The sequence below is a fragment of the Escherichia sp. E10V5 genome (assembly GCF_004212315.1).
GTDB lineage: Bacteria > Pseudomonadota > Gammaproteobacteria > Enterobacterales > Enterobacteriaceae > Escherichia.
This window is the reverse complement of the sequence record NZ_RHJM01000002.1, coordinates 289,041-310,781: the sequence shown is the minus strand read 5'-3', so window position 1 is coordinate 310,781 and position 21,741 is coordinate 289,041. Positions and strand designations below refer to the sequence as shown.

Sequence of the window (21,741 nt, the reverse complement as noted above, 5' to 3'; positions counted from 1 at the left end):
CACACCTTTAAACAAGACAATCAAAATAGCCCGTTGCGTAATGCGTGTTCCAGGCTAATCCCGGGAAACCAATTAATATCTTCAGAAATACGGTTATTACTTGCCGACCAGTCGGCGTGGGTTAATTCACGAATTTTCGAGCGGGTCAGCATAGGTTCTTTACCTGCCAGGCGACTCAACGCGGTACTGACATCTGCAAGGCAGGTGAGCAACGGCAGAGGAATGCCGACCATCCGTACAGCTCCTTGACGGGCGGCGGCGGCCAGTTGTTGCACGCGCTGCCAGTCATAGCCACCGGCGACACCATCACATAATTCATACGTTTGCATCTGTACGGAATCGGTGCTTAACCACTGACCCACGGCTTGCGCGAAATCGGTGACGTGCAGGAAAGAGAGCTGTGTATCTGGTGCGCCCAGCCGTGGCAGCAGGCCGCGCAGCATCCAGTCAAACAGTGGTTTTAACTCTTTATCGCCGGGGCCATAGACTGCTGTTGGGCGAAAAATGCCCAGCGTAATTTCGTCCGCCATTGCTGCTAGTCGTTGTTCGGCGACGTGTTTGGATTTCGCGTACCAGGAGAGTTCGGGATGGCGCGCCGCCAGCGAAGAGATAAAAAGAAAACGTTGGCAAAAGCCACTCTCTTTTGCCGCCTGCATCAGGCGCAGACTGCCGTCAACGTTACAGCGAGTAAAGACATCCTCTTTGTGTCCGCGTACTTGCCCGGCGCAATGGACCACAGCACCGGCACCGGCAACCAACTCGCTAAGTGAATGCGTATCTTCCAGCGAACCGCGTACCCAGATGAGATTATCGCTGACGTGAGCGCGGGAAGTACGCGTCAATGCGCGGACGTGAAAGCCGCGGGCGAGCAGGTTATCGACAATATATTTACCGATAAACCCGGTAGCGCCCGTTACCGCGACAGTTTGATTCATGCGAGAGATTCCTGCACATGGAAACTGGCGGCAACGGCCTTCTGATAACGTTTTTTGGCTTCTGCGCGGGCGGGCTTGCCGGAAGATGTGCGAGGAATGCTGTGGGGCGGTAACAGGTCGATAGCCGCGGTTACGCCAAATTCGCTTTGTATCCGCGCCGCCAGCGAGTGGATAAGCTGCGTGCGGCGCTCTGCGTCGCTGATCCGACACTGGATCTGCAAAATGATTTTTTCCTGGGCGGTAACAAACGCAATGGCATCGCCAGAGTGAATTTCTGGCTCCTGTTCCGCAATGTATTCAATATCCTGCGGCCAGATATTACGCCCACGAATAATAATCAGGTCTTTAATGCGCCCGGTGACATACAGATAACCGTCCAGCAGATAGCCGAGATCGCCGGTATCTAACCAGCCCGTCGCGGTAATTTCGTCTTGTGAAGCCTGATCGCCAAAGTAACCGCTCATCAGGCTGGGGCCGGAGATGCAAATATGGCCCACCACACGTTCCGCTACTGGTATACCTGCTTCATTACGGATTTCAATGCCATGTTCCGGCAACGCCTTACCACAGTTGACGAAAGTTGATACGGCACGTGTTTCAACACCTGGCGTCACGGCTTTACCCTGGTATTCGAGGATATCGCGATCCACTTCATTGACCACAACTCCGGAGGCTTCATCGGAGAAGCTGACGGCCAGCGCGTTTTCTGCCAGTCCGTAGCAGGGCATAAACGTTTTATCGTCAAAGTTAACCTGACGAAAACATTCAGAAAATTGATGGAGTTGTTCTGCGGAGATGGGTTCAGCGCCAATACCCGCGACGCGCCAGCAGGAGAGATCCAGCTCAGCGAGATCTTTTTCATTCACGCGGCGCTGGCACAATTCATAGCCAAACGGCGGCGCAACGGAAACAGTGCCACGATTTTTACTGATCAATTTAAGCCATTGCAGTGGGCGCATGGCGAAATCCTGGGTGCGCAAATAATCCACCGAAAGCTGCGTGGCTACAGGTGTCAGGAGAAAACCGACCAGCCCCATATCATGGTAGAAAGGCAGCCAGGAGACGCAGCGGTCGCCAGGGCGTAATTTAATGCCATCGTGGCTGATGGCGCGTAGATTAGCCATCACTTCGCGGTGAGTGATGATGACGCCACGGGGAAAACGGGTGCTGCCGGAGGTGTACTGGAGGTAGGCGATATCGTCTAAAACTGGACGCTGGAGTGCAACATCGGCTTCCGGTAATGCCTTAAACCAGGCGTGGCTTAAAACATGTAATTCGGGGTTATCATGCGTCGCGGCATTGACCAGCGGCAACCATTCATCGCCAGTGATTATCGCGGCTGGTTGGCAGCTTGCCAGTAAACCTTGCAGTTTGGTGCTCCAGGAATCCCTCTGACCGACGCCCATTGGAATCGCCAATGGTACGGCAACTAATCCAGCATACTGGCAGGCAAAAAATGCCTCGACAAACCCGCTACTGGTTTCGGCAATCAGCGCCACGCGATCGCCTTTTTTCAGGTTCAGCGATAGCAGCCGCCTGGCTCCTGTTTCCGCGCGCACTTTTAAAGTGTGATATTCCAGTTCATCTTCAAGCTGGCTACGCCTGTCATAAAAATTCATTCCGGCGTTACTCAGAGCGGCATAGTCCAAAGCATCAACCAGCGTTGGAAAATCGGCATAGCGCATAGGCAAAGAATGCGTAAAGATTTTATTGGACATATACACCACAAGAAAATTGGATATCAAAAATAAAATGACAATAATGCGGTGGATTATATATGCATAAAAGATAAATGAGATAGTATTTTCATCGTTGTGATATTGAACATTGATTAAGATAATAAGTTCTGCTCTGTTATTTTTTATTGTGAATAATATTTAATTTATGAATGTATTAAGGTGATGCCTTGTCGGGTCGCTTAAGTCTATAAGAGACATTATTGACTGTTTAACGCAGTCACTGGTTTTATCAACATCATTAATAAATATTGTTTTGTCTTCGTTTGTATTCATTGGGTGGATTATTAAGGTGCCATTCGTTGCGGTTACTGCCTGTTTTTCACCGTTAATTATTTGTTATCCACGTAAATATGGAATGCGATCTGCTGATGATTAAAATTGAAAAAGTAATAAATAAAAACGACTTAAAAGCATTTATCGCTTTTCCGTCGTCACTTTATCTCGATGATCCAAACTGGATCCCTCCTTTATGCATTGAACGCAGTGAGCATTTGTCACAAAAGAATCCGGGAACGGACCATATCATCTGGCAGGCATGGGTGGCGAAAAAAGAGGGGCAGGTAGTAGGGCGCATTACCGCGCAAATCGATACCTTGCACCGCGAGCGTTACGGCGAGGATACCGGTCATTTCGGCATGATTGACGCCATTGATGATTTGCAGGTTTTTAAAGCTTTATTTGGCGCAGCGGAAGCATGGCTGAAGTCACAAGGTGCACGCAACATCACCGGGCCTTTTAGCCTGAATATCAATCAGGAAAGCGGATTACTGATTGAAGGTTTTGACACTCCACCCTGTGCGATGATGCCGCACGGTAAACCGTGGTATGCCGCGCATATTGAACAACTGGGTTATCACAAAGGTATTGATTTACTGGCGTGGTGGATGCAGCGAACCGATCTCACTTTCTCTCCGGCGCTAAAAAAACTGATGGATCAGGTGCGCAAAAAGGTGACCATTCGCTGTATTAATCGTCAGCGGTTTGCCGAAGAGATGCAGATCCTGCGTGAGATTTTCAACTCCGGCTGGCAGCACAACTGGGGATTTGTGCCGTTTACCGAACATGAATTTGCGACCATGGGCGATCAACTTAAGTATCTGGTGCCGGACGATATGATCTACATCGCCGAGATTGATTCTGCACCCTGCGCGTTTATTGTCGGCTTACCGAACATCAACGAGGCGATTGCCGATCTGAACGGATCGCTCTTTCCCTTCGGCTGGGCAAAATTGCTGTGGCGCTTGAAAGTCAGCGGTGTGCGGACCGCGCGAGTGCCGCTAATGGGGGTTCGCGACGAGTATCAGTTCAGCCGCATCGGCCCGGTGATTGCGCTGTTATTGATTGAAGCCTTACATGATCCGTTTGCCCGCCGGAAGATCGATGCGCTGGAAATGTCATGGATCCTCGAAACCAATACAGGCATGAATAACATGCTGGAACGCATTGGGGCGGAGCCGTACAAGCGTTACCGCTTGTATGAAAAGCAGATTTGACTCCAGCTAACTCTGGTTCATTTCCAGCGGCACCGCCGAACGAATCAAATGGTGGCCTTCCAGTTCGATATCGTGGAGATTCTTTTTCACGGTCATCACATGATCGCGGGCGGCGCGCTGGGCGACATGCGGGAGTCGCTGCAACACCGCGTTATAGATCCGCGCATGCTGGCGATCGATCTGCTTTTTTTGCTGTGGTCGATGGTAGAGATTATTCACGCTGGCAAACACCGAATTAAACATTAGATCGGTCAATGATTGCAGCGTAAACACCAGCACCTGATTGTGGGAAGCCTGACAAATGGCGAGATGGAAAGCGTGATCCAGCTGTGCATGTTCGATCAGCGAAAGCTCTTTGTTGTGCTCACTGGCAGCGAGCATTTTTTCATAACAGCGAGTTATCAAAACAAAATCAGCCTGGGTTCCCAGCGTAGCCGCCAACCTTGCCGATTCGCCCTCCAGCAATGCGCGAACGTCAAGCAGATCGTACAGCGTTCGCGGCTGCGTGCTGAACAGATGAATTAGCGGGCTGGTGTCCTGGACCCGATTAAGCCGCGCGACCCGAGAATCGCGACCCTGCGCTGTTTCAATAATCCCGCGCCCGCGCAGCACGGTCAGCCCTTCACGCAGTGCGGAACGCGAGAAGCCGAGCTTTTCGCACAGCCGACGCTCCGAGGGAAGCGGCTGACCGACCTTCAGTACGCCGTCGATAATTAACCGTTCGATACTCTCAGCAACTACTTCGCAAATAGGGCGACGTTCATCTTTCATTCCCGGACCTCGTGCACAGGTAGGACCAATTTTTCTGTTCTTAACTCGCGAAACACGTACATCACGTAAGTGATTATGTTACATCAATTTAACATTAAGTTAACCAACGCGAAGTCACAGAGATGGAAAAAAAATGGTCTGACCGGTAGCTAAAGAGATAGACGAAAACGAAAACCCCGCTTAATAACTGTTCACAGAAGCAGCGCGCAAAAATCAGCTGCCACACAACACAACAAAGCGAACCCTACTCATGAGCATCTTGTACGAAGAGCGTCTTGATGGCGCTTTACCCGATGTCGACCGCACATCGGTACTGATGGCACTGCGTGAGCATGTCCCTGGACTGGAGATCCTGCATACCGATGAGGAGATCACTCCTTACGAATGTGACGGGTTGAGCGCGTATCGCACGCGTCCATTACTGGTTGTTCTGCCTAAGCAGATGGAACAGGTGACGGCGATTCTGGCCGTTTGCCACCGCCTGCGTGTGCCGGTGGTGACCCGTGGCGCAGGCACCGGGCTTTCTGGCGGCGCGCTGCCGCTGGAAAAAGGTGTGTTGTTGGTGATGGCGCGCTTTAAAGAGATCCTCGACATTAACCCCGTCGGGCGCCGTGCGCGCGTGCAGCCGGGCGTGCGTAACCTGGCGATCTCCCAGGCCGTAGCACCGCATAATCTCTATTATGCACCGGACCCTTCCTCGCAAATCGCCTGTTCGATTGGCGGCAATGTGGCGGAGAACGCGGGGGGCGTCCACTGCCTGAAATATGGGCTTACTGTACATAACCTGCTGAAAATTGAAGTGCAAACGCTGGACGGCGAGGCGCTGACGCTGGGATCGGACGCGCTGGATTCGCCTGGTTTTGACCTGCTGGCGCTGTTCACCGGATCGGAAGGTATGCTCGGCGTGACCACCGAAGTGACGGTAAAACTGCTGCCGAAGCCGCCCGTGGCGCGTGTGTTGTTAGCCAGCTTTGACTCGGTAGAAAAAGCCGGACTTGCGGTTGGTGACATCATCGCCAATGGCATTATCCCCGGCGGGCTGGAGATGATGGATAACCTGTCGATCCGCGCGGCAGAAGATTTTATTCATGCCGGTTATCCCGTCGACGCCGAAGCGATTTTGTTATGCGAGCTGGACGGCGTGGAGTCTGACGTACAGGAAGACTGCGAGCGAGTTAACGACATCTTACTGAAAGCGGGCGCGACTGACGTCCGTCTGGCACAGGATGAAGCAGAGCGCGTACGTTTCTGGGCTGGCCGCAAGAACGCTTTTCCGGCGGTGGGGCGCATCTCTCCCGATTACTACTGCATGGACGGCACCATCCCACGCCGCGCGCTGCCTGGCGTACTGGAAGGCATTGCCCGTTTATCGCAGCAATATGATTTACGCGTCGCCAACGTCTTTCATGCCGGAGACGGCAACATGCACCCGTTAATCCTTTTCGATGCCAACGAACCCGGTGAATTTGCCCGCGCGGAAGAGCTGGGCGGGAAGATCCTCGAACTCTGCGTTGAAGTGGGCGGCAGCATCAGTGGGGAACATGGCATCGGGCGCGAAAAAATCAATCAAATGTGCGCCCAGTTCAACAGCGATGAAATCACGACCTTCCATGCAGTCAAGGCGGCGTTTGATCCCGATGGTTTGCTGAACCCAGGAAAAAACATCCCCACGCTACACCGCTGTGCTGAATTTGGTGCCATGCACGTGCATCACGGCCATTTACCTTTCCCTGAACTGGAGCGTTTCTGATGCTACGCGAGTGTGATTACAGCCAGGTACTGCTGGAACAGGTGAATCAGGCGATTAGCGATAAAACGCCGCTGGTGATTCAGGGAAGCAATAGCAAAGCCTTTTTAGGCCGCCCTGTCACCGGGCAAACGCTGGATGTGCGTTGCCATCGCGGTATTGTGAATTACGACCCGACCGAGCTGGTGATTACCGCGCGTGCCGGAACGCCGCTGGTGGCGATTGAAGCGGCGCTGGAAAGCGCGGGGCAAATGCTCCCCTGCGAGCCGCCGCATTATGGTGAAGAAGCTACCTGGGGCGGGATGGTCGCCTGCGGGCTGGCGGGGCCGCGTCGCCCGTGGAGCGGTTCGGTCCGCGATTTTGTCCTCGGCACGCGCATCATTACCGGCACAGGAAAACATCTGCGTTTTGGCGGCGAAGTGATGAAAAACGTTGCCGGATACGATCTCTCGCGATTAATGGCCGGAAGCTACGGTTGTCTTGGCGTGCTCACTGAAATCTCAATGAAAGTGTTACCGCGACCGCGCGCCACCTTGAGCCTGCGTCGGGAAATCAGCCTGCAAGAAGCCATGAGTGAAATCGCCCAGTGGCAACTTCAGCCGCTACCCATTAGTGGCTTATGTTACTTCGACAACGCGTTGTGGATCCGCCTTGAAGGCGGTGAAGGATCGGTGAAAGCGGCACGTGAACTGCTGGGGGGCGAAGAGGTTGCGGGTCAGTTCTGGCAGCAATTGCGTGAACAACAACTGCCGTTCTTCTCGTTACCAGGTACCTTATGGCGCATTTCATTACCCACTGATGCGCCGATGATGGATTTACCCGGCGAACAACTGATCGACTGGGGCGGCGCGTTACGCTGGCTGAAATCGACAGCCGATGACAATCAAATCCATCGCATCGCCCGCAACGCTGGCGGTCATGCAACCCGCTTTAGTGCCGGAGATGGCGGCTTTGCCCCGCTACCGGCTCCTTTATTCCGCTATCACCAGCAGCTTAAACAGCAGCTCGATCCTTGCGGCGTGTTTAACCCCGGTCGCATGTACGCGGAACTTTAAGGAGCAGGCTATGCAAACCCGGTTAACCGAAGAGATGCGGCAGAACGCGCGAGCGCAGGAAGCTGACAGCATCCTGCGCGCCTGTGTTCACTGCGGATTTTGTACCGCAACCTGCCCAACCTATCAGCTTCTGGGCGATGAACTGGACGGGCCGCGCGGGCGCATCTATCTGATTAAACAGGTGCTGGAAGGCAACGAAGTCACGCTTAAAACACAGGAGCATCTCGATCGCTGTCTCACTTGCCGTAATTGTGAAACCACCTGTCCTTCTGGTGTGCGCTATCACAATTTGCTGGACATCGGGCGTGATATTGTCGAGCAGAAAGTGAAACGCCCACTGCCGGAGCGAATGCTGCGCGAAGGGCTGCGTCAGGTGGTGCCGCGTCCGGCGGTCTTTCGCGCATTGACGCAGGTAGGGCTGGTGCTGCGACCGTTTTTGCCAGAACAGATAAGAGCAAAATTACCCGCTGAAACGGTGAAAGCCAAACCGCGTCCACCGCTGCGCCATAAGCGCCGGGTTTTAATGCTGGAAGGTTGCGCCCAGCCTACACTTTCGCCCAACACTAACGCGGCAACCGCGCGGGTGCTGGATCGTCTGGGGATCAGCGTCATGCCAGCTAACGAAGCAGGATGTTGTGGCGCGGTGGACTATCATCTTAATGCGCAAGAGAAAGGGTTAGCGCGGGCGCGAAATAATATTGATGCCTGGTGGCCCGCGCTTGAAGCAGGTGCCGAGGCAATTTTGCAAACCGCCAGCGGCTGCGGCGCGTTCGTTAAAGAGTATGGGCAGATGCTGAAAAACGATGCGTTGTATGCCGATAAAGCGCGTCAGGTCAGTGAGCTGGCGGTCGATTTAGTCGAACTTCTGCGCGAGGAACCGCTGGAAAAACTGGCAATTCGCGGCGATAAAAAACTGGCCTTCCACTGCCCGTGTACCCTACAACATGCGCAAAAGCTGAACGGCGAAGTGGAAAAAGTGTTGCTTCGTCTTGGATTTACCTTAACCGATGTTCCCGACAGCCATCTGTGCTGCGGGTCGGCGGGAACATATGCGTTAACGCATCCCGATCTGGCGCGCCAGCTGCGGGATAACAAAATGAATGCGCTGGAAAGCGGCAAACCGGAAATGATCGTCACCGCCAACATTGGTTGCCAGACGCATCTGGCGAGCGCCGGTCGAACCTCTGTGCGTCACTGGATTGAAATTGTAGAACAAGCCCTTGAAAAGGAATAACAAAATGAAAACTAAAGTCATTCTTAGCCAGCAAATGGCGAGTGCAATTATTGCGGCAGGTCAGGAAGAAGCGCAGAAAAATAACTGGTCTGTTTCCATTGCTGTTGCCGATGACGGCGGTCATCTGCTGGCGTTAAGTCGCATGGACGATTGCGCGCCGATAGCGGCCTACATCTCTCAGGAGAAAGCGCGTACTGCCGCGCTGGGGCGTCGCGAAACTAAGGGCTATGAAGAGATGGTGAACAACGGACGTACCGCGTTCGTGACTGCGCCGTTACTGACGTCGCTGGAAGGTGGCGTACCGGTTGTTGTTGATGGACAAATTATTGGTGCCGTGGGCGTTTCTGGTTTAACCGGAGCACAGGATGCGCAGGTCGCGAAAGCGGCAGCAGCGGTGTTGGCGAAATAAGCGAAAACGAGGAGATAAACAATGAGTCAAACCATAACCCAGGGCCGTTTACGCATTGACGCCAATTTTAAACGTTTTGTGGATGAAGAAGTTTTACCGGGAACAGGGCTGGACGCTGCGGCGTTCTGGCGCAATTTTGATGAGATCGTTCACGATCTGGCGCCAGAAAATCGTCAATTACTGGCAGAGCGCGATCGCATTCAGGCGGCGCTGGACGAATGGCATCGCAGCAATCCGGGGCCGGTAAAAGACAAAGCGGCTTATAAATCTTTCCTGCGTGAACTGGGCTATCTCGTGCCGCAGCCGGACCACGTTACGGTGGAAACCACGGGCATCGACAGTGAAATCACCAGTCAGGCGGGGCCGCAGCTGGTGGTTCCGGCGATGAACGCCCGCTACGCGCTGAACGCGGCGAATGCTCGCTGGGGCTCACTGTACGATGCGTTATACGGCAGCGACATCATCCCGCAGGAAGGGGCGATGGTCAGCGGCTACGATCCGCAGCGCGGTGAGCAGGTTATCGCCTGGGTTCGGCGTTTCCTCGATGAATCTCTACCGCTGGAAAACGGCAGCTATCAGGATGTGGTGGCGTTTAAGGTGGTCGACAAACAATTACGTATCCAGTTGAAAAATGGTAAAGAAACCACGTTACGTACTCCGGCACAGTTTGTCGGTTACCGTGGCAACGCCGCTGCGCCGACCTGCATTTTGCTGAAAAATAACGGCCTGCATATTGAGCTGCAAATCGATGCCAACGGGCGGATTGGCAAAGACGATCCGGCGCACATCAACGATGTTATCGTCGAAGCTGCTATCAGTACCATTCTCGACTGTGAAGATTCAGTCGCTGCGGTTGATGCGGAAGATAAAATCCTGCTGTACCGCAACTTGCTGGGCCTGATGCAGGGGACTCTGCAAGAGAAAATGGAGAAAAACGGTCGGCAAATCGTGCGTAAACTGAATGACGATCGTCAGTACACCGCCGCCGATGGCTCTGAAATTTCTCTGCACGGACGCTCGTTGCTGTTTATCCGCAACGTAGGTCATTTGATGACCATTCCCGTAATTTGGGACAGCGAAGGCAATGAAATCCCGGAAGGCATTCTTGATGGCGTCATGACTGGCGCGATTGCCCTCTATGATTTAAAAGTGCAGAAAAACTCGCGCACTGGCAGCGTCTATATTGTGAAGCCGAAAATGCACGGTCCGCAGGAAGTGGCGTTCGCCAACAAACTGTTTACCCGCGTTGAGACAATGCTCGGTATGGCACCGAATACCCTGAAAATGGGCATTATGGATGAAGAACGTCGGACCTCGCTGAACTTGCGTAGCTGTATCGCTCAGGCGCGCAACCGCGTGGCGTTCATCAATACCGGTTTCCTCGACCGTACTGGCGATGAGATGCATTCGGTGATGGAAGCTGGCCCGATGCTGCGTAAAAACCAGATGAAATCGACGCCGTGGATCAAAGCCTACGAGCGCAATAACGTGCTTTCCGGTCTGTTCTGCGGGCTGCGCGGTAAAGCGCAAATCGGCAAAGGCATGTGGGCAATGCCGGACCTGATGGCAGACATGTACAGCCAGAAGGGCGACCAGTTACGTGCCGGGGCAAACACGGCCTGGGTTCCGTCGCCAACTGCAGCTACGCTCCATGCGCTGCACTACCACCAAACCAACGTACAGAGCGTGCAAGCCAACATTGCCCAGACCGAGTTCAATGCTGAATTTGAACCGCTGCTGGACGATCTGCTGACCATTCCGGTTGCTGAAAATGCTAACTGGTCGGCGCAAGAGATCCAACAAGAGCTGGATAACAACGTGCAGGGAATTCTGGGCTACGTGGTGCGTTGGGTAGAGCAGGGGATTGGTTGTTCAAAAGTGCCGGATATTCACAACGTGGCGCTGATGGAAGACCGTGCAACGCTGCGCATCTCCAGCCAGCATATTGCCAACTGGTTACGCCACGGCATTCTGACCAAAGAGCAGGTGCAGGCGTCACTGGAGAATATGGCGAAAGTGGTTGATCAGCAAAACGCTGGCGATCCGGCTTATCGTCCGATGGCGGGGAATTTCGCTAACTCGTGTGCCTTTAAAGCTGCCAGCGATTTGATCTTCCTCGGCGTGAAACAGCCAAACGGTTATACCGAACCGTTATTACACGCCTGGCGTTTACGCGAAAAAGAAAGTCATTAATAGCGTCAAAAAAAGCCCCGGCAAGTTTTATTGTCGGGGCTATTATAGTAACTGCGGTAGTACATTTATCCCGGAAATAACCGGAGCGATTATCAGGGTTTAACAAAATTAAATACCCGCAGCGCATTACTAGCGGGCCTAAAACAACAATATGGACATCTTAACGATACTCTGCACCTGCGTGTGCGGAACAGAAACCCTTACCCGATATACTTGTTATGCCAGAGGTAGCAATTGCGTTAGCAGCGTACTGTTGCTGTAAAGTATAACGCCTATATTTTACAGTTCAGTCCTCTTTTGCTTATTACAACCTTAATCATATCAAGCATATAAAGATAATAAGAGACTGAACAATATGGTTACCTGGACCCAAATGTATATGCCGATGGGAGGACTGGGGCTATCCGCTCTGGTTGCCCTGATCCCAATAATATTCTTCTTCGTTGCACTTGCGGTATTACGTCTGAAAGGGCATGTCGCTGGAGCAATAACCCTTATATTATCTATCCTGATTGCGATATTCGCCTTTAAAATGCCGATTGATATGGCATTTGCTGCTGCGGGCTATGGCTTTATTTATGGATTATGGCCAATTGCCTGGATTATTGTCGCGGCGGTTTTCCTGTATAAATTAACCGTTGCCAGCGGTCAGTTTGATATTATCCGCAGCTCGGTTATCTCCATCACCGACGATCAGCGTTTGCAGGTGTTACTGATTGGTTTCTCCTTTGGCGCGTTGCTGGAAGGGGCGGCAGGCTTTGGCGCACCGGTGGCAATTACAGGGGCATTGCTGGTGGGCCTGGGCTTCAAACCGTTATACGCGGCGGGGCTGTGTCTGATTGCTAACACTGCGCCGGTGGCGTTTGGTGCGTTGGGCGTGCCAATTCTGGTCGCCGGTCAGGTGACCGGAATCGATCCGTTCCACATTGGTGCAATGGCGGGACGTCAGTTGCCGTTCCTGTCGGTACTGGTGCCGTTCTGGCTGGTAGCAATGATGGACGGCTGGAAAGGGGTGAAAGAGACGTGGCCCGCGGCGCTGGTTGCAGGGGGAAGCTTCGCTGTCACTCAGTTCTTTACCTCTAACTATATTGGCCCGGAACTGCCGGATATTACTTCGGCGCTGGTGAGTATCGTCTCACTGTCTTTATTCCTTAAAGTCTGGCGACCGAAAAATACCGAAACGGCAATCAGCATGGGGCAATCCGCAGGTGCGATGGTGGTGAATAAACCGTCTTCTGGCGGTCCCGTGCCTTCAGAATATAGTCTGGGGCAAATCATTCGCGCGTGGTCACCGTTTTTAATCTTAACGGTGCTGGTCACCATCTGGACCATGAAGCCGTTTAAAGCGTTATTTGCTCCGGGCGGTGCGTTTTATTCGCTGGTGATTAATTTCCAGATCCCTCATTTGCATCAACAAGTCTTGAAAGCGGCCCCCATTGTCGCCCAGCCGACGCCAATGGACGCGGTGTTTAAATTCGACCCGCTCTCTGCTGGCGGCACCGCTATTTTCATTGCAGCGATTATCTCTATCTTCATCCTCGGCGTGGGGATCAAGAAAGGTATTAGTGTCTTTGCCGAAACGCTAATTAGCCTGAAGTGGCCGATACTGTCGATTGGCATGGTGCTGGCATTTGCCTTCGTGACCAACTATTCCGGTATGTCTACCACGCTGGCGCTGGTACTGGCGGGTACTGGTGTGATGTTCCCGTTCTTTTCGCCATTCCTCGGCTGGCTGGGGGTATTCCTTACCGGCTCGGACACCTCCTCGAACGCTCTGTTTGGTTCACTACAATCAACCACGGCGCAGCAAATCAACGTCTCTGACACTCTGCTGGTGGCAGCAAATACCAGCGGCGGCGTAACTGGCAAGATGATCTCCCCGCAATCTATCGCCGTGGCCTGCGCCGCGACGGGCATGGTGGGCCGAGAATCTGAACTGTTCCGCTACACCGTGAAGCACAGTCTGATTTTTGCCAGCGTTATCGGCATTATCACCCTGCTGCAGGCATATGTGTTTACCGGAATGTTAGTTTCGTAAGTCAATAATGCCGGATGATCGTCAATATCATCCGGCTTCTTTCTACTCTCGTTTCATTACAACGAGATTATCAATCTTTCGTTGTCCAATGGCGAGACGTTGAGCGAAGGCGATCAAACCTTTGAGCAGGAAAACGAATTTCTTGCGCAGCTTAAATCCAGGCAGGCTAAAAAGATTGATACAGCGATTTGTAACAACCAACGAGCCCACTCTGGATTCAGAGTGGTTTGTTAATCGCGTCATAAAGATGGTTCAACGTTGTTAAGCGCTTTCTGTATATTTCTCTCAGGCAGGGTTTGTCACTGCCACAACGGCGTCGTTCTGTCAGCCACTGTGCCTGTGATTCTTTTAGTTCCCCGGCGGCACCCATTGCGTAAAGCCCATGGAGAAATTTGTATTTAACGCTCATCTCCACATCCATGTCATTGAGGGTACGCGATGCACAAATCGCTTTTTCATCCGCACTGCGGGCCAGTCGACAGTCAAAACTGGCTGCCGTGACAGAGAAAGCAGGCAACGTAATGATGAGAAATGCCGTAAGTATATTTTTCACTGGTTGGCTCCTTCAGATCGAATAACTGGCCCTGGAGCCATGGTCAGGGCTCTGTTTCTCGTCAGCCTGAATCCTGTTGCTTCCCCGGTTTTTACTGACAGTTGACATTCGAAGTGAAACGACGTCCAGCTAATCCCCCTACGGTACTGGCCATTGCCTGTCAGTAGTGCAGGTGAGAGCAGTCGCTGCATATTATGTTTTCCCTGATCGAAAATAACCTTATCTACGTCGGGGTACTGCTTCTGCAGCTCTTTTAGTGCGAGCGGTCGGCAAATAAATTCGGCTACGCGCTGAGCTTCAGTCCAGTTGTTATTAACAAAATTACGGTCATTCGTCCCTTTTACCTCACGATTGATGACACTATTCAGATGTTTTACCTGGACAGAGTTCAATGTGACGTTCGTTGCAAATGCAAATCCGGTATACATACAGGATATCGCAGTAATAACAACCAAATACTTACTAATCCGAAATACTCCATTACGCATAAGTACCTACTTTTACTGTGCAATTACAATGTCTATGTGAATATAAGTGGTGAAAATAAATAATTTGCTGCGCTGCATCAATGTTTATGCTTAATCAGTGTATTCCTGAAGAGGCTTCTGGATGCAAAAATGCAAAATTCCGATTGCCTGAAATAAAAATATTAATAAGTAAACCTTCTTTCTACGGTATTTAACCTAATAGAAACTGGTTTGACTTTAAGCTGGAGCGTGCAAAGAGAAAATGCCAGTGCACGGTGAATATTCACGGTTTACTTTAGTGATAGGTTTTATATACAAACGAATTACTTCGATATTACATCGCAAAAACACTCAGGACTACCGCCTGAGGATTATGAAGAATGTTGTTATATAATAAGTCAGCATTTCGCACTTTGTACAATCTTGGTTAGGGTATAAAAAATAATGTAGTTACGTAATGAAAATATAATTCAGAACATGTATAGAGTCGTTTTTAATTGCTTGATATGTCTGAAATTATTTTTGTTTTTTGGCAGATTTCTTATTGTTTTTTATACTCAATTTATTGATCTATATTGTTTTTTTGAAATTGATATTGCCCTAGTATCTGGTTAAGGAAATATTGTTGTTAATTTGACTTTAACTGAATTACGTGAGGGAACTATGAGTGACAGCTTCCAGCGGGAGATCCCGAAGGCCCGTATTAATCTAAAATTAGAACTGCATACAGGTGGCGCAAGCAAAAAAATGGAATTACCCCTTAAGTTACTTATTGCGGGTGATTTTAGTAATGGTCAGGAATCCGCGCCATTATCAGAACGTAAAAAAGTTAATCTTAACAAAAATAACTTTGATGCAGTCCTTTTTGATTATTCTCCAAAAGTAAATCTTATCGTTAAAAATACGCTTGCTGATGACGATAGCGAAGACAGCATCAAACTGACATTCCGCAGTATAAAGGATTTCTCCCCGGAACAAGTCTCCCGACAAATACCGCAGCTGAAGGCCATGCTTTCCATGCGTAATTTACTTCGTGATTTAAAAGCAAATCTTCTGGATAACCAGGCTTTCCGCAAAGAACTGGAAAATATTCTGCTGGACCCGGCATTAAGCGCAGAACTCAGAGCCGAACTCTCAGCCCTGGCCCCAAAACAGCCATAACGATCATGACGATTTAACGGATTAATAAGGAATATGTTGATGTCTGTAAATAATGAGAATGCCACTGCTGGCGAGAGTGTGGTCCTTGAACGTCCTGTGGCAAGTGGAGTTTATGCGTCCCTGTTTGAAAAAATTAATCTGAGCCCAGTCTCAGAGTTGAGTGCACTGGATATTTGGCAGGATGCACAGGCGATGTCAGATGCGACCGCGGATGAACGTTTAACGGCCGGGATGCAAGTGTTCCTGGAATGTCTGACTAAATCCGGCTCTAAAGTTGAAAAGCTCGACAAAAATTTGATTGACCACCATATCGCTGAACTGGATTACCAGATAAGTCGTCAACTTGATGCAGTTATGCATCATGAGGCCTTTCAGGCGGTAGAAAGCCTGTGGCGGGGCGTGAAATCGTTGGTTGATAAAACCGATTTCCGCCAGAACGTGAAAGTTGAACTGCTGGATATCTCTAAAGAAGACCTGCGCCAGGATTTTGAAGATAGCCCGGAAATTATCCAGAGTGGTTTGTACAAACACACATACATCGATGAGTATGACACTCCGGGCGGCGAGCCGATTGCCGCGCTGATTTCCTCTTACGAGTTTGATGCTTCTGCGCAGGACGTGGCGCTGATGCGTAATTTGTCGAAAGTGTCTGCTGCGGCACATATGCCCTTTATCGGTTCTGCGGGGCCGAAATTTTTCCTGAAAGAGTCAATGGAAGAGGTCGCGGCCATCAAAGATATTGGTAACTACTTTGATCGCGCCGAGTACATTAAATGGAAAAGTTTCAGGGATACGGATGACTCCCGATACATGGGGCTGGTCATGCCTCGCGTGCTGGGCCGTTTGCCGTATGGCCCGGACACAGTACCGGTACGTAGTTTTAACTATGTTGAAGAAGTAAAAGGCCCGGATCACGATAAATACCTGTGGACCAATGCCTCTTTCGCTTTTGCGGCCAACATGGTGAAAAGCTTCATCAACAACGGCTGGTGCGTGCAAATCCGTGGCCCACAGGCCGGGGGGGCAGTGCAGGACTTGCCCATTCATCTGTATGATCTCGGTACGGGGAATCAGGTCAAAATTCCGTCAGAGGTGATGATCCCGGAAACCCGCGAATTTGAATTCGCAAATCTTGGATTTATTCCCCTGTCGTACTACAAAAACCGCGATTATGCCTGTTTCTTCTCGGCGAACTCCACGCAAAAACCTGCGCTCTACGACACTGCTGATGCCACTGCAAATAGCCGCATCAATGCGCGTTTGCCGTACATCTTCCTGCTGTCGCGAATCGCTCATTACCTGAAGCTGATTCAACGGGAAAACATTGGTACAACCAAGGATCGTCGTCTGCTGGAACTGGAGCTTAATACCTGGGTTCGTGGTCTTGTGACAGAAATGACCGATCCGGGCGATGACTTGCAGGCTTCTCACCCGCTGCGTGACGCGAAAGTGCTGGTGGAAGATATCGGGGATAACCCAGGCTTCTTCCGCGTGAAACTCTTTGCTATCCCCCACTTCCAGGTGGAAGGGATGGACATCAACCTATCACTGGTTTCCCAGATGCCAAAAGCCAAGTCGTAAGGCGAGGGGAAATCAAGGATGAAAATTTTTCGCCCACTTTGGGAGGACGGGGTTGCGCTGGCCCCGCAACAGTTCCAGCAGCAGGCCCGCTGGAATGCGCACGTTGCCGATACCGTTGCAAGGATGGGGATTTCCCATCCCTGGGGCGTGGTGAATGCTGAATTTGACACCGCCGCCCTGGCGCTGTCACGGCTAAATGCTACCCGTCTGGTGGTACGTTTCCAGGATGGCACGATCGTTGATACCGACCTGGCGGATAATCTTCCTCCGGTTTGTGATTTATCCGTCGCAATGTCGGCGACCACCTTGCCTTATACCACCATCTTACTGACACACCGGCAGAACCTAAACTCCAGGCCCAACAGCGTCTGCGCGCTGATGGTGCACTGCTGGATGACTGGCATCGTCGCGGTGAGCCTGTGCGTTATCGCCTCGGACTGTATCAGGGACTGCGTCTTGTACCTGTTATTGAAGCCGTCATGGATGACCTGGCACCACCGTCGTTCTCTTCACCTGTTATCCAAAAAATCGTCCCGGGGCAGAAGATTATCCGCCTCGACAGTATGTCGCTATTTGATTCCGGCAAATCGGTGCTGAAGGCCGGGGCCACCAAAATGTTGGTTAATTCACTGGTGGGAGTCAGAGCAAAACCGGGCTGGTTGATTGTGGTCGCTGGCCACACGGATAACACCGGGAACGCACAACTAAACCAGACGCTTTCTCAGAAACGTGCCGAAGCGGTGCGCGTCTGGATGCATGAAACCGGTGACGTACCGGAAAGCTGTTTTGCGGTACAGGGCTATGGCGAAAGCCGTCCGGTCGCAACCAATGACACCCCAGAGGGCCGTGCGCTCAACCGGCGTGTCGAAATCAGTCTGGTACCGCAGGCTAATGCCTGTCAGATACCTGGACACACCCTGGCGTCATCGCAGGATGATGGCGCATCACAACATAATGGAGAGTAATTCCATGGCAATACCTGTTTATCTTTGGCTGAAGGACGATGGCGGCGCGGACATCAAAGGGTCTGTGGACGTTAAGGATCGTGAAGGCAGCATCGAAGTCGTGGCTCAGGAACACAACCTGTACATCCCGACTGATAACAACACAGGCAAACTGACCGGCACCCGTATCCATACCCCGTTCCTGTTCACCAAGGAAATCGACTCCTCCAGCCCGTACTTGTACAAGGCAGTGACCACCGGTCAGACCCTCAAGTCTGCCGAATTCAAGTGGTACAAAATCAACGACGCAGGCCAGGAAGTGGAGTACTTCAACACCAAACTTGAGAACGTGAAAGTGGTGAAGGTGAATCCTGAAATGTATGACATCAAGGATCCTTCTAAAGAGAAGCACAACCACCTTGAGCGCATTGAACTGCGTTACGAAAAAATCACCTGGACCTACAAAGACGGCAACATTATTCATTCCGATTCCTGGAACGAACGCGCCACCGCCTAAGCCACGAGCGGACAGAGTTTCTCTGTCCGTTTTTTGTTTTTGCTGAACGTCTGAAGCCAACGGGCTTTCAGCAAAAACTCCACAATCTGTCAGCACGACCGTATGCGCTTTGGTCTTCCTCACGGAAAACAGCGAGGGGCGGTAGCGTGTTCAGAAACCGACAAAGAGAGATATTCATGGAAAATCCAGCCATTTTGCTGCGACGTCTGAACCCTTATTGCGCCCGTGCGATGGAAGGCGCGGCTTCACTCTGTCAGATTCGCGCGCATGCGGAAATTTTGCCAGAGCATTGGCTACTGAAACTTCTTGAGCAGGGCGAGGGGGATCTCACAGTGTTGGCACGCCGCTACGAGTGGGACATGGACACTCTCTGGCAAGATTTGCTTGCCTGGCTCGACAAACAACCGCACTCGGTGCGCCATCGCCCGCAGCTTTCAGAAAATATCCAGGTATTGATGCAACAAGCCTGGCTGATTGCCTCACTGGCGGGAGAAGAACAGATTCGAAGTCACCACCTGCTGATGGTGATGGTGGCTAACCAGAAGCTGGTGCGCTGCGATGGTCTGTGGCCATTGCTGACTCTGGGACAGAGCCAGTTAGAGTGCCTGCGCCCGCTACTGGATGCTCAGTCAGACGAGCGTGCGCAAGTACAGCAGGAAGCCGAAATTACGGGGAGCCATGGTGGGGACGTGGAGTTTATCGGGCGTCCAGTAGGGAGTGAGATGAAAGATGGGGAACTGAGTCCGGCGCTGCAGAATGCGCTGGATAAATTCACCCATGACGTCACCGCCCAGGCGCGTGAAGGTAAAATTGATCCGGTATTTGGCCGCGATAGTGAAATCCGCCAGATGGTGGACATTCTTTCTCGTCGCCGAAAAAATAACCCAATCCTGGTCGGTGAGCCAGGTGTCGGGAAAACCGCACTGGTTGAAGGTCTGGCGCTCAGAATCTCTGACGGTAATGTCCCTGAATCCCTCAAACCGGTGGTGCTACGCACTCTTGACCTCGGGCTGCTGCAGGCGGGGGCGGGAGTGAAGGGGGAATTTGAGCAGCGCCTGAAAAACGTGATTAATGCTGTACAGCAGTCTCCGGTACCTATCTTGCTGTTTATCGATGAGGCCCATACCATCATCGGCGCAGGTAACCAGGCAGGTGGTGCTGATGCTGCCAATCTGCTGAAACCAGCCCTTGCGCGCGGTGAGTTACGTACCATCGCCGCGACGACCTGGTCTGAGTATAAACAATACTTTGAGCGCGATGCCGCACTCGAACGCCGCTTCCAGATGGTGAAAGTTGACGAGCCGGACGACGACACGGCTTGTCTGATGTTGCGTGGCCTGAAATCCCGTTATGCCGAACATCATAATGTGCACATCACTGATGATGCGGTGTGCGCTGCCGTTACGTTATCCCGACGTTATCTGACAGGCCGTCAACTCCCGGACAAAGCCGTTGACCTGCTCGACACTGCAAGCGCTCGCGTGCGTATGAGTCTCGACACCGTACCCGAACAGTTGACCCGTATCCGTTCCAGGATTACCTCTCTTAAAATGGAGAGACAAGCTCTACAGGAAGACATTACCGTCGGTAATCAAAACCACGGTGAACGCTTGACGGCAATTGAACAGGAAGAGAAAAACGTCATCGTTGAACTCCACGAACTTGAAACCCAGTACGGCCAGGAACTGAAACTTACTGAACAACTACGGGAATGCCGCCAGGACATTTCCCGTCAGAGCGAAACGCATGCCCTGCAACAGGAGCTGAACGGTTTACAGCAGGGCAATCCGTTGTTGTCGGTGGATGTGGATGTGCGCACTGTTGCAACAGTGATTGCCGACTGGACCGGCGTGCCGCTTTCTTCGCTGATGAAAGACGAACAGACTGAACTGCTTACCCTGGAAAATGAAATCGGTAAACGTGTAGTCGGTCAGAATATTGCGCTTGAAGCCATCGCCCGGCGCCTGCGCGCCGCTAAAACTGGCCTCACCTCTGAGAACGGTCCACAGGGTGTATTCCTGCTGGTTGGTCCAAGCGGTGTAGGAAAAACTGAAACCGCGCTGGCGCTGGCGGATGTGCTGTACGGTGGCGAAAAATCGCTGATTACCATTAACCTGTCGGAATACCAGGAGCCACACACAGTTTCCCAGCTGAAAGGTTCTCCACCTGGTTACATCGGCTACGGCCAGGGCGGCATCCTTACCGAAGCCGTACGTAAGCGTCCGTACAGTGTGGTGCTGCTCGATGAAGTCGAAAAAGCGCACCGTGACGTGATGAATCTGTTCTATCAGGTATTCGATCGTGGTTTTATGCGCGACGGCGAAGGGCGAGAAATCGACTTCCGCAATACCGTTATTCTGATGACCTCCAACCTCGGTAGCGACCACCTGATGCAGTTGCTGGACGAACAACCGGAAGCCACCGAGGCAGACCTGCACGAACTGCTGCGCCCGATACTGCGCGACCACTTCCAGCCTGCGCTGCTCGCCCGTTTCCAGACCGTGATTTACCGTCCGCTGGCAGAAGCAGCCATGCACACGATTGTGGAGATGAAACTCTCCCAGGTCAGCCAGCGCTTACAGCGCCACTACGGCCTGACCACGCTGATTGACGAAAGTCTGTACGACGCGCTGACCGCAGCCTGCCTGTTACCGGACACCGGGGCGCGCAATGTCGACAGCTTACTCAACCAACAAATTCTGCCGGTGCTGAGTCAGCAATTGCTGACTCATATGGCGGCGAAACAAAAGCCAGCGTCGTTGACGCTGGGGTGGAATGATGAAGAAGGGGTTGTGCTGGAGTTTAAATATGACTGAAGGAACCTTATGAGTCTGACAGATACCATCTTCAGCACGGCGAAAGTGGCAGTGACAGACCCGGTCGCCAGCACGAACCGTGATGCGG

At 51.9% G+C, this 21,741-nt stretch carries 15 protein-coding genes and 2 pseudogenes; 13 read left to right on the top strand and 4 right to left on the bottom strand.

Annotated features, from left to right (window positions below; all coding sequences use genetic code 11):
* Positions 1–20: 20 nt before the first annotated feature.
* Positions 21–935, bottom strand: a complete 915-nt coding sequence (locus D9738_RS01855) for an NAD-dependent epimerase/dehydratase family protein (protein ID WP_130259437.1) — start codon at positions 933–935, stop codon at positions 21–23.
* Entirely contained in the window at positions 932–2,653 is a 1,722-nt protein-coding gene (locus D9738_RS01850) for a fatty acyl-AMP ligase (protein ID WP_240780572.1), read from the bottom strand. Before D9738_RS01850 ends, D9738_RS01855 begins: the two co-directional genes overlap by 4 nt.
* A gap of 371 nt (positions 2,654–3,024) precedes the next feature.
* Between D9738_RS01850 and yghO the strand changes: the two genes are divergently transcribed.
* Complete coding sequence (yghO, locus tag D9738_RS01845) at positions 3,025–4,167, top strand: protein YghO (protein ID WP_171021407.1); 1,143 nt, start codon at positions 3,025–3,027, stop codon at positions 4,165–4,167.
* A 6-nt stretch (positions 4,168–4,173) separates the two neighbouring features.
* Here the strand turns inward: yghO and glcC are convergent, their stop codons facing one another.
* On the bottom strand, positions 4,174–4,938 hold the full coding sequence (gene glcC / locus D9738_RS01840) for a transcriptional regulator GlcC (RefSeq protein WP_130208005.1): 765 nt from the start codon (positions 4,936–4,938) through the stop codon (positions 4,174–4,176).
* A 250-nt stretch (positions 4,939–5,188) separates the two neighbouring features.
* Here glcC and glcD point away from each other — a divergent pair, with 250 nt between their 5' ends.
* From glcD to glcA, 6 genes are all read left to right on the top strand, one after another.
* Positions 5,189–6,688, top strand: coding sequence for a glycolate oxidase subunit GlcD (glcD, locus tag D9738_RS01835; protein WP_125097517.1), 1,500 nt, complete (start codon positions 5,189–5,191; stop codon positions 6,686–6,688).
* Positions 6,688–7,740 carry a glycolate oxidase subunit GlcE gene (gene glcE / locus D9738_RS01830; protein ID WP_130259436.1) on the top strand — a complete coding sequence of 351 codons (1,053 nt, stop codon included), beginning with the start codon at positions 6,688–6,690 and terminating at the stop codon, positions 7,738–7,740. The genes glcD and glcE overlap by 1 nt, the downstream gene beginning before the upstream one ends.
* Positions 7,741–7,750: 10 nt before the next feature.
* Complete coding sequence (glcF, locus tag D9738_RS01825) at positions 7,751–8,974, top strand: glycolate oxidase subunit GlcF (RefSeq protein ID WP_130208001.1); 1,224 nt, start codon at positions 7,751–7,753, stop codon at positions 8,972–8,974.
* A 4-nt stretch (positions 8,975–8,978) separates the two neighbouring features.
* Positions 8,979–9,383 carry a GlcG family protein gene (locus D9738_RS01820; RefSeq protein ID WP_000853256.1) on the top strand — a complete coding sequence of 135 codons (405 nt, stop codon included), beginning with the start codon at positions 8,979–8,981 and terminating at the stop codon, positions 9,381–9,383.
* Positions 9,384–9,404: 21 nt separating this feature from the next.
* A complete protein-coding gene (gene glcB / locus D9738_RS01815) occupies positions 9,405–11,576 on the top strand; it encodes a malate synthase G (protein ID WP_130259435.1) in 2,172 nt (723 codons plus the stop codon).
* A gap of 355 nt (positions 11,577–11,931) precedes the next feature.
* On the top strand, positions 11,932–13,614 hold the full coding sequence (gene glcA, locus D9738_RS01810) for a glycolate permease GlcA (protein ID WP_130207997.1): 1,683 nt from the start codon (positions 11,932–11,934) through the stop codon (positions 13,612–13,614).
* A gap of 217 nt (positions 13,615–13,831) precedes the next feature.
* Here glcA and D9738_RS01805 read toward each other — a convergent pair whose 3' ends face one another.
* Positions 13,832–14,167 (bottom strand): lysozyme inhibitor LprI family protein, encoded by a 336-nt coding sequence (locus tag D9738_RS01805; RefSeq protein WP_130207945.1) that lies wholly within the window; start codon positions 14,165–14,167, stop codon positions 13,832–13,834.
* A 1,130-nt stretch (positions 14,168–15,297) separates the two neighbouring features.
* Here D9738_RS01805 and tssB point away from each other — a divergent pair.
* From tssB to tssH, 6 genes and pseudogenes are all read left to right on the top strand, one after another.
* A complete protein-coding gene (gene tssB / locus D9738_RS01795; protein WP_130207941.1) occupies positions 15,298–15,795 on the top strand; it encodes a type VI secretion system contractile sheath small subunit in 498 nt (165 codons plus the stop codon).
* A 33-nt stretch (positions 15,796–15,828) separates the two neighbouring features.
* Positions 15,829–17,376, top strand: coding sequence for a type VI secretion system contractile sheath large subunit (gene tssC / locus D9738_RS01790; RefSeq protein ID WP_130207939.1), 1,548 nt, complete (start codon positions 15,829–15,831; stop codon positions 17,374–17,376).
* A gap of 18 nt (positions 17,377–17,394) precedes the next feature.
* Positions 17,395–17,661: pseudogene (gene tssK, locus D9738_RS01785) on the top strand (type VI secretion system baseplate subunit TssK); the annotation flags it as partial.
* 2 nt (positions 17,662–17,663) lie between these two features.
* Positions 17,664–18,341, top strand: a pseudogene (locus D9738_RS01780) (OmpA family protein); the annotation flags it as partial.
* 4 nt (positions 18,342–18,345) lie between these two features.
* On the top strand, positions 18,346–18,837 hold the full coding sequence (hcp, locus tag D9738_RS01775; protein WP_130259433.1) for a type VI secretion system effector Hcp: 492 nt from the start codon (positions 18,346–18,348) through the stop codon (positions 18,835–18,837).
* A 176-nt stretch (positions 18,838–19,013) separates the two neighbouring features.
* Positions 19,014–21,653 (top strand): type VI secretion system ATPase TssH, encoded by a 2,640-nt coding sequence (gene tssH / locus D9738_RS01770; protein WP_130207937.1) that lies wholly within the window; start codon positions 19,014–19,016, stop codon positions 21,651–21,653.
* Positions 21,654–21,741: the final 88 nt, after the last annotated feature.